This is a genomic window from Halorubrum sp. SD41 (genome assembly GCF_058630335.1).
This window is the reverse complement of record NZ_JBZVGZ010000015.1, coordinates 53,330-64,888: the sequence shown is the minus strand read 5'-3', so window position 1 is coordinate 64,888 and position 11,559 is coordinate 53,330. Positions and strand designations below refer to the sequence as shown.

The 11,559-nt window shown below is 66.7% G+C and carries 16 protein-coding genes; 6 read left to right on the top strand and 10 right to left on the bottom strand.

Translation table 11 applies throughout. From position 1 onward, the window contains the following. The first annotated feature begins 1 nt into the window (after position 1). From AC4NMM_RS08725 to AC4NMM_RS08710, 4 genes are all read left to right on the top strand, one after another. Positions 2-475: a chemotaxis protein CheW gene (locus AC4NMM_RS08725; protein WP_096394718.1), complete on the top strand. Its 474-nt coding sequence runs from the start codon at positions 2-4 to the stop codon at positions 473-475. Between the two features lie 113 nt (positions 476-588). Then, positions 589-1,284 carry an RAD55 family ATPase gene (locus tag AC4NMM_RS08720; protein ID WP_096394716.1) on the top strand — a complete coding sequence of 232 codons (696 nt, stop codon included), beginning with the start codon at positions 589-591 and terminating at the stop codon, positions 1,282-1,284. After that, positions 1,284-1,676 (top strand): DUF8057 family protein, encoded by a 393-nt coding sequence (locus AC4NMM_RS08715; protein ID WP_491924097.1) that lies wholly within the window; start codon positions 1,284-1,286, stop codon positions 1,674-1,676. The genes AC4NMM_RS08720 and AC4NMM_RS08715 overlap by 1 nt, the downstream gene beginning before the upstream one ends. 43 nt (positions 1,677-1,719) lie before the next feature. Next, on the top strand, positions 1,720-2,328 hold the full coding sequence (locus AC4NMM_RS08710; RefSeq protein ID WP_096394711.1) for a DUF7504 family protein: 609 nt from the start codon (positions 1,720-1,722) through the stop codon (positions 2,326-2,328). A 52-nt stretch (positions 2,329-2,380) separates the two neighbouring features. Here the strand turns inward: AC4NMM_RS08710 and AC4NMM_RS08705 are convergent, their stop codons facing one another. Further along, the gene (locus AC4NMM_RS08705; RefSeq protein WP_491924096.1) at positions 2,381-2,971 is read right to left on the bottom strand and encodes a hypothetical protein; all 591 of its coding nucleotides are present in this window, start codon (positions 2,969-2,971) and stop codon (positions 2,381-2,383) included. Positions 2,972-3,100: 129 nt separating this feature from the next. Between AC4NMM_RS08705 and glmM the strand changes: the two genes are divergently transcribed. Further along, a complete protein-coding gene (gene glmM, locus AC4NMM_RS08700) occupies positions 3,101-4,465 on the top strand; it encodes a phosphoglucosamine mutase (protein WP_491924095.1) in 1,365 nt (454 codons plus the stop codon). A gap of 513 nt (positions 4,466-4,978) precedes the next feature. Continuing rightward, positions 4,979-5,266 (top strand): hypothetical protein, encoded by a 288-nt coding sequence (locus AC4NMM_RS08695; protein ID WP_096394705.1) that lies wholly within the window; start codon positions 4,979-4,981, stop codon positions 5,264-5,266. A 152-nt stretch (positions 5,267-5,418) separates the two neighbouring features. On the opposite strand, the gene AC4NMM_RS08690 is transcribed toward AC4NMM_RS08695, so the two are convergent. The 9 genes from AC4NMM_RS08690 to AC4NMM_RS08650 all read right to left on the bottom strand — a co-directional run bounded on the left by AC4NMM_RS08690 (position 5,419) and on the right by AC4NMM_RS08650 (position 11,553). Beyond that, the gene (locus tag AC4NMM_RS08690) at positions 5,419-6,156 is read right to left on the bottom strand and encodes an Sjogren's syndrome/scleroderma autoantigen 1 family protein (RefSeq protein WP_096394703.1); all 738 of its coding nucleotides are present in this window, start codon (positions 6,154-6,156) and stop codon (positions 5,419-5,421) included. A 91-nt stretch (positions 6,157-6,247) separates the two neighbouring features. Further along, a complete protein-coding gene (sufU, locus tag AC4NMM_RS08685; protein ID WP_096394701.1) occupies positions 6,248-6,673 on the bottom strand; it encodes a Fe-S cluster assembly sulfur transfer protein SufU in 426 nt (141 codons plus the stop codon). Positions 6,674-7,112: 439 nt separating this feature from the next. Further along, the gene (locus AC4NMM_RS08680; RefSeq protein ID WP_096394699.1) at positions 7,113-7,541 is read right to left on the bottom strand and encodes a hypothetical protein; all 429 of its coding nucleotides are present in this window, start codon (positions 7,539-7,541) and stop codon (positions 7,113-7,115) included. A 224-nt stretch (positions 7,542-7,765) separates the two neighbouring features. After that, positions 7,766-8,131, bottom strand: coding sequence for a hypothetical protein (locus AC4NMM_RS08675; protein WP_157745955.1), 366 nt, complete (start codon positions 8,129-8,131; stop codon positions 7,766-7,768). Positions 8,132-8,362: 231 nt separating this feature from the next. Next, positions 8,363-8,746: a thioredoxin family protein gene (locus AC4NMM_RS08670; protein ID WP_491924094.1), complete on the bottom strand. Its 384-nt coding sequence runs from the start codon at positions 8,744-8,746 to the stop codon at positions 8,363-8,365. 115 nt (positions 8,747-8,861) lie between these two features. After that, positions 8,862-9,077, bottom strand: coding sequence for a CbaC protein (locus AC4NMM_RS08665; RefSeq protein ID WP_096394695.1), 216 nt, complete (start codon positions 9,075-9,077; stop codon positions 8,862-8,864). Continuing rightward, positions 9,074-10,864 carry a b(o/a)3-type cytochrome-c oxidase subunit 1 gene (locus AC4NMM_RS08660; protein ID WP_096394693.1) on the bottom strand — a complete coding sequence of 597 codons (1,791 nt, stop codon included), beginning with the start codon at positions 10,862-10,864 and terminating at the stop codon, positions 9,074-9,076. The genes AC4NMM_RS08665 and AC4NMM_RS08660 overlap by 4 nt, the downstream gene beginning before the upstream one ends. Beyond that, entirely contained in the window at positions 10,861-11,370 is a 510-nt protein-coding gene (locus AC4NMM_RS08655; RefSeq protein WP_092920014.1) for a cytochrome c oxidase subunit II, read from the bottom strand. Before AC4NMM_RS08655 ends, AC4NMM_RS08660 begins: the two co-directional genes overlap by 4 nt. Before the next feature lie 6 nt (positions 11,371-11,376). After that, positions 11,377-11,553 carry a hypothetical protein gene (locus tag AC4NMM_RS08650; protein ID WP_172863952.1) on the bottom strand — a complete coding sequence of 59 codons (177 nt, stop codon included), beginning with the start codon at positions 11,551-11,553 and terminating at the stop codon, positions 11,377-11,379. Positions 11,554-11,559 lie beyond the last annotated feature (6 nt).

The window sequence follows — 11,559 nt, the reverse complement described above, 5'->3', positions numbered from 1 at the left end:
CATGGCAGCAACAGAGGCGGACGCCGAACCGACCAAGGTGTTGGAGTTCGGCCTGGGCGACGGGACGTACTGTCTGGACATCGGCGTCATCGACGAGATCGTCGACGCCGGCGAGCTCACGCGGATCCCCAACTCGCCGGACCACGTCGAGGGCGTGATGGACCTCCGCGGCCGGACGACGACGATCGTCGACCCGAAGACGGTGTTCGACATCGACGAGGACGGGCCGCGCGAGCGGATCGTCGTCTTCGACGACGGCGAGATCGACGAGGGCGGGACGGTCGGCTGGATGGTCGACGAGGTGTTCCAGGTCCGCGACGTCTCGCCCGAGGACGTCGACCAGAACACCACCGTCGAGGACGAGGGCGTCCGCGGCATCGTCAAGTCCGACGACCGGTTCGTCGTGTGGGTCTCGCCGGACGTCGACGACGCGCTCGCCGCCGACCTCGACGACGTCGAGGCCGCGGAGGCGTAGTCGGGAGAAGCGGCCGCCCTCGGATCGACGCGGGACACGCGAGGGCTGCGTCGGTTCTCACCCGTGAGAACCGGGTGCCAACGCTTATCAGCCGTCCGACGGGTCTCCCACGTATGCGCGTCTCAAGCGGCGTCCCGGGGTTCGACGCCCTCGTCGACGGCGGGTTCCCCGCGGACCGCCTCTACGTGGTCAGCGGTCCGCCCGGGAGCGGCAAAACGACCTTCTGTTCGCAGTTCGCGGCCCAGGGCGCCCGGAACGGCGAGGACGTCCTCTACATCAGCATGCACGAGACGAAGGAGGGGATCCGCGAGGACATGAGCGGCTACGAGTTCGGGTTCGACCGCGCGCTCGACTCCGACCGCGTCACCTTCCTCGACTCCTTCTCGTCGGACGGGCGGCGCTTCTTCGGCCTCCCCGGCGACCGGCGCGACCGCTCGGGCGTCACCAACCGCCTCACCGGGTTCATCAACTCCCGCGACATCGACCGGGTCGTCTTCGACTCGACGATGCTGTTGCGGTTCCTCCTCGACGACGACGAGGACACGATGGTCCAGCTGCTCTCCTCGCTGAAGCGGACCGACGCCACGACCCTCCTGATCTCCGAGATGACCGACCCGAGCGCCTACTCCGAGGAGCACTACCTCGCGCACGGCGTCGTCTTCATGCACAACTACCTGGAGGACGAGGGGATGCGACGCGGGGTCCAAGTGCTGAAGATGCGGGGGACGAACGTCGACACCGACATCCAGGACGTGGAGTTCACCGACGGCGGGCTTCGCGTCGGCTCGGCCGCGACGGTGACGCACTGATGTACGACCGCACGTTCGGCACGGAGTGGGACGACCTCTCGCGGGAGGAGGCCGTCGAGCGCGCCTTCGCGCTGGGCGTCGCGGCCGGCGTCGACAGCGCGCGCCCGGAGGAGCTCGACCGGGTGTTGGAGGCGTTCCCGGGGAGCTACGACCGGAGCATCGTGGAGCTGGCGTACGACGAGGGGCGGACGAAGGCGCTGGAGGCGAAGGCGGAGCGGGACGACCCCGACGACGAGTCCGTCTGGGCCTCGCTCGTCGACGGGTCGGGGGAGCCGCGCGAGTCCCCCGTCCCCGCCGCGCTCCCGGGTGCGATACGCGAGCTGACACTCACCGACGGGCCGCGAGAGGGACCGCCGTCCTCGCTCGACCTCCCCTCCATGCTCCGAAAGTGATCGCTCCGAAGGGTTTTACCCGACACTCTCTCACGTTTTCACTATGACCGCGCTTCCCGACGCTGTCCGCGGCGCCGACAGCGTCCTCATCAGCGGTCCCCCGATGAGCGGGAAGTACGACCTGTTCAACCGGCTGCTCGCCGCGTGGTCCGACGGCCCGGTCGTCATCTCGACGGGCCGGACCGCGGAGAAGGTCCGCGACGACTACGAGGAGCTGACGGGCGGCGACGGCGACGACGTCGTCGTCATCGACTGCGTCACCCACGAGCAGGGCGACAAACGCGAGGACACGCCGACGACCAAGTACGTCGCCAGCGCTGGCAACCTCACGGACATCGGCATCAAGTTCACCGACATCGTCGAGTCCTCCGCCGGGCGCGACCGCGCGGTCGGCGTCTACTCGCTCTCGCAGCTGCTGATGTACTGGGACCCCGAGCGCATCTACCGGTTCACCCGCGTGATGACCTCCCAGACATCCGGCGAGGGGTGGCCGTTCGTCGGCGTCGTCGGCTCGACCGCCCACGACGAGCAGGTCGTTCACACCCTCCACGAGCCGTTCGAGGTCGTCGTCGAGACGCGCGTCGAGGACGACGACCGGGAGTTCCGGGTCCGCGGCCGCGTGGGCCAACCCTCCGACTGGCAGTCGTTCTGAGTCGAGACCCGCGCTGCGGTCCGAAGTCGACCGGGCCCGCGTCGAACCGGCCTCACCCGACCAGTTCGAACTCCGCGCCGATCGGCGGCGCGTCGACGAGCCCCCAGTAGACGAACCGGTAGGTCCCGGCGCCGAGCGGCGGACAGACGGCCAGGTCGACGCCGTCGACCGCGTCGGCGATGCCCGACTCGGTCAGCGTGACGTCCCAAGAGTACGCCGAGCTCGTGCCGAGCGACGACTCGCTCCGCGGGAGTTCGACCGCCTCGCCCGTCGTCGATCCGCGGACGTCGAGCCACCCCTCGCCCGTCTCGCGCTGGAGCGAGTAGGCGGACTCGCCGCGCGTGGGCGTCGGAGCGTCGCCGGTGTTCCGGAGGACGAGCCGGAGCGACTGGCCGTACGTCTCGGTCGTCCCCTCGGTGGAGAGCTCCACGGTCGTCTCGCCCGTCTCGACGAGCGTCTCGGCGACCGACGCCTCGAACGGCCGATCGAGGCGGACGAACCCGTCGTCCTCGCAGGTCAGCGTCGCCGGCGTCCCCTCGGGGCCCTGCGGCCCGTCGCCCGCGGCGAAGTCGAGGCAGCCCGCCGTCGCGACGGACAGGGCGAGCGCGCTTCCGACGAGCGCGTCGCGTCGCGTGTGGTCCATACGGGGCGAACGAGCGCCACCGGCATGAACCGCACGCGTCGTCGCGGGCCCGGCGCGAGCGTGTCCCTCCGCCGACACGTCGCCGAGCGGTTCGGAACCGCTTTCCCCTCGGCCGGCGGATGGCCTCGCATGGAGCTGTTCGGATCGAGCGGCATCCGCGGGGTCGCGCTGCGGTACCTCACGCCCGCGCTCGTCCTCGACATCGCGAAGGCGGCGGGGACGGTCTGGGACGCCGACCGTGTCGCCGTCGCGCGCGACACGCGGACCACCGGCGAGCTGTTCGCGAACGCGGCCGCGAGCGGCCTCGCCGCGGTCGGCTGCGACGTCGACCGACTCGGCGTCGTCCCCACGCCCGCGGTCGGCAACTACTGCGAGTCGGCGGGGGTGCCCGCCGTCCTCGTCACCGCATCGCACAACCCGCCGGAGTTCAACGGGATCAAGCTCGTCGGCGACGACGGCGTGGAGCTCTCGGTCGACGTGTTAGAGCGGATCGAGCGGCGCGTCCTCGACGACGAGTACGACCACGCCGACTGGCGGGCGGCGGGCGCGACGACGCCGGTCGAGGGCGCCGTCGACGACTACGTCGACCAGCTGATCGCCGCGGTCGACCGGGAGGCGATCGCCGACGCCGACCTCACGGTCGCGGTCGATCCCGGGCACGGCGCGGCCTCGGTCGCGTCGCCCCGGATCTACCGCGAGCTCGGCTGCGAGGTGCTGACCGTCAACGCGACCCCGGACGGCCACTTCCCCGGCCGCGACTCGGAGCCGGTCCCGGAGAACCTCGGCGACCTCTCGCGGCTGGTCGCGACGAGCGACGCGGACGTGGGGATCGCGCACGACGGCGACGCGGACCGCGCGGTGTTCGTCGACGAGGACGGCGAGTTCGTCGACGGCGACACCTCCTTCGCGGCGCTGGCGGACGCCTGCCTCGACCCGGGCGACGCGGTCGTCAGCGCGGTCAACGTCTCCCAGCGGCTCGTCGACGTCTGCGGCGCCAACGACGCCGACCTGGAGCTGACCCCCATCGGCGCGACGAACATCATCACCCGCACCCGCGAACTCCACGAGGAGGGGGTCAACGTCCCGGTCGCGGGCGAGGGGAACGGCGGCGTCTTCTTCCCGCCGTACCGGCTCTCGCGGGACGGCGCGTACATCGGCGCGCGGTTCCTCGAACTGCTCGCCGACGCCGGCGGCGCGCCCGTCAGCGAGATCGTCGCGCCGTACAGCGACTACCACTTCGTGCGGGCGAACGTGGAGTACGAGGACGACGACGAGCGGGACGAGATGCTCTCGGCCGCCCGCGCGTACGTCGAGACCGCCGACGCGGAGCCGAACACGACCGACGGCTACCGGCTCGACTACGGCGACGCGTGGGTGCTCGTCCGCCCCTCCGGCACCGAACCGAAGATCCGGATCTACGCCGAGTCCGCCGATCCCGAGCGCGCCGAGCGGCTCGCCCAAGACATGCGCGTCGCCGTCGAGAGCGGGCGATAGCGGCGACCTATTTATAAATGAACGTGTGCGGTGGCGCGTGCCTGCGAGGCCGCTCTGCGGCCGAGCAGCACGCGCGAGGGACGCCGCGAGCGACCGGAGGGAGTGAGCGGCGAGGCTGGGGAGGCGTGAGGCTGCTGTGCTGTGAGGGGCGGGACTCAAAGGGGCAGCCACGAGGACGGCGCAGACGACGTAAGCACCGCAGGGAGCGAACGGAGTGAGCGACCGAGGAGCGCAACGAGTGTGCGCCGTCCTCGCGGCTGGGGCTTTGGAGGTGGTCGTCGCCGATCGCAGTCAACTATTTATAAGAGATTGGCTGGGACTTTGGCGGTGTTCGCCGCCAATCCGTTGTGGATTATTTATAAGCGATTGGCTGGGATTTCGACGATTTTCTCGGCGCGTCCGGTTCGAGCACCGACGCATCGATTCATCTCGCTCAGCAGCCAGCACGAGACTGACAGGAAGTTTATGAGTTCCGATACTAATATATTAACTCGCTATATAGTAACTATCGACATGACCGCCGCGAAGCCGGAGAACCCGCCACGCCACGCCACGTCCGACCCGGATCCGTCGCCCGAACTGTTGAACGCGCTCGAAAGCGACACGGAGACGGTCACCGGCGCTATCGCCGCCGGAACCGTGACGCTGGAGGAAGTCGATCAGTTCGTCCGGCGCGCGGAGCGCGGCGAGATCGACAACGAGGCGAACCTCGACGCGGTCGTCCGGATCGTCCACGCGCTGTTGTGCGACGAGCCGAGCTGGGCGAACATGGAGCCGGCCGGCTCGCCGGTTCGGGCCTGACGCCGCCGCGACCGAAGCGAGTCCGCCGTCTCTCCGTTCTCTCTCACCCTCTTCGTCTTTTCCGGCTCCCGTATTTTCCGTCTCCCCGCTCTCCGTACTTCCCGATCTACCCCACCCTCGTTCGAGGCGTCGCCGCGTCGCGACGTCGCCGGCTACCGATTCAGCGCCGCGAGCGCCTCGGCCGCCTCGCGGGCCGCTTCGAGGTGGTCGCGGGCGCGCCGCGGATCGTCCGTCTCCTCGGCGGCGCGCGCGAACCGCGTCAGCGTCCGCGTCAGCGACGCGCGAGCGGCCCCGACGCCCTCGGCGTCGTCGGCCGACCGCGACGGGACCGACTGCTGCGGCTCGGACCGCTGCGGCTCGGACCGCTGCGGCGACGACCTCCGTGGCGACGCCGAGTCCTGCGAGGGCGCCGACTCCTGCGACGGTGTCGAGCCCTGCGGGGCCGCGGTCGACGGGGGCGACTCCGACCGGCCCGGTTCGTTCGCGCCGGAGTCGACCGCGCCGTTCTCCGCCGCGGCGTCGACGCCCTCCTCGGCGTCCGCTTCAGTCGACGTTCCGGTCGCGACGGCGGGAGCGTCACCCGCGTCGGCCGGAGCGTCGCCCGCCTCGACCGAAGCCCCGTCCGCCTCGGCCGGAGCGTCGCCCGCCTCAGCCGGAGCCTCCCCCGCCTCGGCCGCGCCCCCGGCCTCGTTCCCGCAGGTGGGGCAGAACTCGCGGCCGTCGTACCGGAAGATGGGGTCGCCGCACTCCCCGCAGTGGCGGTTCGTCATCGTCGCGCCCTTCAGGAGCAGTTCGGACATCTGCTGGGTGTGCTCGCGCTTCTTCTCGTCCTCCGCGAACTTCTCGCGGAGCTTCTCGCGTTCCGCCTCCTTGTCGAAGCCGTCGCTCATGGGCGGACGAACGTGGTTCGCGGGCAAAAGTCCGGTGGGCTCGGGACGGGCGCGTCCGCGGCGCGAGCCGGCCGCAGCGAGAGTCGAGCGGCTACTCCTCGGTGACCGTGCGGTCCGCGTCCGGGTCGAGCTCGCCGCGGTGGATCTTCGCGCCGTCCTGCGCGACCTGTCGGCCCAGCACCGCGCACTTGACGCGCATCGGCGAGATGTCGACGCCGAGCATCTCCGTGACGTCGTCGGTGTCGAGCGCGTCGAGCTCGTCGACGGGCATCCCGTGGAGCCGCTCGGAGAGCATGCTCGCGGAGGCCATCGAGATGGCGCAGCCGTCGCCGGTGAACCGCACTGCCTCGACCGTCTCCTCGGCGTCGTCGAGTTGGACGTCCATCCGGATCGTGTCGCCACAGGAGGGGTTCTCGCCGACGTGCGTGAAGTCCGGATCCTCGAGTTCCCCGTAGTTACGCGGGTTCTTGTAGTGGTCGAGGATCTGCTGCCGGTACATGTCCGAGCCCAGTCCCATACTGCCTCCGAGTACGCCGGTCCGGCTCAAAAGGGTTCCGTCGATCGCAGCTACTTATAAATGAACAGCGGCACTGCGGTGGCGCGTGCCTGCGAGCGGTCGCCCTCGGCGACCGCGAGGAGCACGCGCGAGGGAGTCGGTGGTCCGGAGCAACGCGGAGGACCACCGACGAGGCTGGGGAGGCGCGAGGCGCTGTGCGGTGCTGTCGGGCGGGACTCGAAGGGGCAGTCGCGAGGCGGGCGCAGGCGAAGGCAGGACCGCAGCGAGTGAGCGGAGCGAACGAGCGAGGACCGCCCCGAGCGTGCGCCCGCCTCGCGGCTGGGGCTTCGGAGCGGTCCGCGTGGCTTAGCAGTTTATAATAGGGTGTCATAGAAGATTTACCACGACATTTATTTCGTGGATTCACAGCTGAATCAGCCGATGGAACGCGCTTGCTAATTCAGCACTGGGAATCAGCCATTTTCACCGTATCGTTTCCACCGAATCCAATATTAATGTCAATTTCTTCCTCTATCTGCTGTTTATCGCGGCCTACACAGTCCATAGTCGCTGTAAGGGTCTCTACCTCGGTTCCATCGAGAAACAGGGAAACGGTATATGACATTCCCTTCGGCACGTTTGAGATGGCAGTTGATTCAGTGTGTACGTACGGGTCTGCTCCGCTTGGACTCGGCAGGTCATACGTCTTCTCGAAATCCGACCGCCCGGTAACCTGGATCTCGATTCGAGCTTCGTAGGCTTCGTCTGTATAATTACGGAGCCGGAATCCAAGTGTCCCGACGAACGGTACTGATGTACAGCCAGCAAGCCCTATGAGGCCGATTAGACCGCCAGATCTGAGAAATTGCCGGCGTGACGGATCGCACATTTATTTTTCACTGATCTACAGGAACACAAAGGCTTTCTGATAAACCTATAATCTATACTAAACTTTCTATGTTCATCTGTACTGAGCGATTCGTGAGTTCCCTGTATTGACCGCAACCGGGTCAGAATATGTCACCTGTTGAGGATTTCAACATAGCCATTCTCGCCTAAAACAGCCGGTTGATGAGAGCTGCTTATTGAATCCGGTTACGCGTCCTGTTCATCTCAAACCTCGCTGAAACCTCGTCCGATCAAGTACCCAACTACTGTAATCACGCCAGATACGATTGCTCCGGTGACAAGTGGAAATATGAAAGCGGTCGGGTTTGCCATGATTGGGATGAACAGATTGAGTGTGAAACCAAAACATGGACCGAATGTGAGTATCCAATTCCCAACGAGATCTGCACCCTGAAACGCTCGCAAGACAACGATAACAGTAATAAAGAGCGCACCACCGTAGACAATAGCCGATTGTACTGAAGTCGAGGGTTCCAAGTCCCAGACTCGCAACCCAGTCAACGTCCCAAGAACAAAGAGAAACGCGGCTATAGCCACTATAATCTCACTTGTTCGCTTGTTCAAGAGCATATAAATTTGTCTTGTCTTACATTACGTATGCCTTGTGGGTCAAACTGGGATGGTCTAAGCGATCTGCGAGTTCCCTGTACTGAGCGATTCCTAGGTAGGTGTGAGAAGACTTCTATGACACCCTCGTTTATAAATAAAATCGTCGTACGGGCGAGCGACTGGGGCTTCGATAGCCGTCGCGTCACCACACCGAACTCCCGAGACGATCTCAAACCGACGAATCGCGATCGCTCAGGCCGCGTGTTCGTCGACCCACGCCGTCAGCTCGTCGCCCGGAATGAACCCCTCGGCGCGCCGCGCGACCGGTTCGCCGTCGACGAAGAGGACGAACAGCGGGACGCTCCGCACGTCGAACCGCTCGACCAGCGGCGGGTCGTCGCGGGGGTTCACCGTGCCGACCGCCAGATCGGCGTCGGCGCCGCGGGCCACGTTCCCGATTACCGGCTCCATGCTCGCGCAGATGCCGCAGCCGTCGGTGTAGAACTCCACGAGCGCGACGTCCGCGTCCGCGACGAACTCGTCGAGGTCATCCTCGTCCGACAGCGAGACCGGGCGGTTCGCACCGGCCGGCGCTTCGGCGGCGTCGGCATCGTTCGATACAGTATTGGATTCCATACGCATTATTGCGTGCGAGCAGGGATAACTGCTTCTATCAGTGGAGTCGGTCGCGACGGAGTCGAGAACCGGAATAAGAGCGGTGGAACGAGAGCGGCGGGCGGCGATCGCGTGTCTACGCCGGCTCGTCGCCCTCGGGCTCGGTGCGCCACCCGCCCTTCAGCGTGACGTACCAGACCGAGAGGCCGGCGAGGACGAAGACGGCCGCCATGTACGGGATGATCGGCAGTTCGAGGCCGACGAAGTCGAGGACGGTCCGCATCTCGTAGACGATCACGCCGAAGATCGCGAGCGTCACGAGCAGCCCGCCGCGGCTGATGTCCACGCTCATCGGACCACCCCGGCGAGCGAGGCCCCCGCGTCGCCGACCGCGCCGAACAGCGTCGCCGCCGCGTTCGCGAGCGCGTCCAACAGGGGGGCGAGCCACACCGGATAGGTGCCGACGCCCGGGCCGAGCAGCCCGCCGCGCTGGATGATCGCCGCGATCGGGAGGGCGTAGGCTAAGACGACGAGCGTCACAGCGATGCCGACCCACAGGCGGAGGTTATCGAGCACCTGCGGGGCGTCCTCGGGCCCGGAGACCGGCGTCGGCAGGGTCTCCGCGAGCCCGGAGACCGTCGGGTTCCCCATCGTCAACACGAGGTTCCCGAGGAACAGGATCGTCGAGACGAAAAGCAGCGTCCCGCCGATCGCTATCTGGATGTTCAGCTCCTCGAAGCCGCCGAACATCGTCGGGTAGTCGAAGCCGGAGTACTCCGGTTCGGCGGTCCGACGCGGCACACCGAGCAGCCCCTGCGCGTGCATCGCGTTCGACATCAGCGCCATGCCGATGAACCAGAGCACGACTTGGAACAGTCCGATCTGACTGCTGTAGATCGGCTTGTTGCTGATCTGCGGCCAGAGCCAGTAGGTCCCGGCCATCATGGTCAGCGCGACCGCGGTCCCGACGGTGAGGTGGAAGTGGCCCGGCACCCACAGCGTGTTGTGGATGAGGTAGTTGATGTTCATTCCGGCGTTCACCATCCCGGAGAAGCCGCCGGCCGCGAACATGAGCCCGGCGAGCATCATGCCCGTGAACTCCGGCTTCCGCCACGGGAGGTGCGTGAGCCAGCCGAGCAGTCCGGTGCCGCCGTTTTTGCGAGCCCCGTACTCGACGCTCGCGACGACGGTGAACGCGGTGAGCAGGCTGGGCAACAGCAGGAACATCGTGTTCGTCATCGAGATGAACTTGAACCCCTCCGCGATGCCGGGGTCGAGGTACTGGTGGTGGATCCCGACCGGCGTCGAGAGGAGGACGAACAGCACGAACACGACCCGGGCCAGCGGGTCGCTGAACAGCCGCCCGCCGGCGATCTTCGGCAGGACGGTGTACCAGAGCATGTACGCCGGCATCAGCCAGAAGTAGACGACCGGGTGGCCGAAGAACCAGAACAGCGTTCGGGTGAGCGTCGGATTCACCTGGTCGATGAAGCCGAGCGACCACGGCAGGAGGAACAGCAGCACGGAGGCGGCGACGGCGGACGAGGCGATGTACCACATCGTCATCGTGGTCAACACCATGAACGTCTGGAGCGGGATCCGCTCGTCCGGGTGGTCGCGCCGCCACGCGAGGAACGTCCGGAACCAGTCCGCCCCCGCGATCCACGTGCCGACGATGAACACAACGAGCCCGGCGTAGAACAGCGGGTGGGCCTGAAGCGGCGCGTAGAAGGTGTATAGCACGTCCGCGCTCATGTCGATGGAGTCGACGAACCCGGCGAGGATCGAGATGCCGGTGAGCGTCATGCCGGTCGCCATCAGTCCGTACCACGTCCACGTGATCTTGATGTTCAACAGCGGCCGGTCAAGGCTCCGAGTTATCGCCCAAGTGAACAACCCGACGAGGAAGAAGATCGTGAAGCTGATCACCATGAAGACGCCGTGCGCGGTGAGAACGGTGTAGTAATCCGTTGAGGGGATGATCCGCGCGACATCGGTCCGGTGGAGCGTCTGGATGATCCCGAACACCGCACCGAGGAACAGGGCGAAGAATGAACTCAGGAAGGCCGCGCGGACGACGCGCGCCTCGTCGGGGAACTTGTCGACGAACGTCCGCTCGGACTCGAGGGCCGTGCTCACGCCGAGTCACCTCCTCGGTTCTCGAACTGCGACTGACTGACGACGTGGAGCTTCCCCTGCATGACGTGGTGACCCGCGCCGCAGTACTCGTTACAGACGATCCCGTACTCGGTGGGCTCGTCGGTCTCGACCGTGATCTCCGAGACTTCGCCGGGGACGACCATCGTGTTCGCGCTCGTGCCGACCACCTCGAACCCGTGGATCACGTCGGCGGAGGTGACGTAGAACGTCACCGTGCTGTTCGCCGGCACGACGATCGGGTCGGGTTGGAACCCGAACTGTCGAGCGACGACGTACGCCTCGTACTCGTTCTCGCCGACCTGCTCGACCCGAGGCTCCGAGAACCGTTCGTCCTCGTCGAGCGCCGCCGGGTCGATCGTTGACTGCGAGTCGGCGACCATCGCCACGCCCGGGCCGACGGCGCCGTACGTCACGGTCCCGATAAGGGCGAGGATCAACACGATCGAGAGCGCGAGCCAGAGCTTCTCGTACGCGTGGATGTGCACGTCTGATCACCCCACCACGACGAGATCTCGGCCCAGGAACTCTACGAAGTAGATGTACACCCATGCGAGCACTAGAATCACGAAGTAGATCCCGATGAGCGTGAGCGTGCCGATCGGGTCGAACTCCTCGCCGTCGCCGCCCACGTCGTCCGCGTCGGCGTGTGCGGTCTCGCTTCGAGCCATACCCCG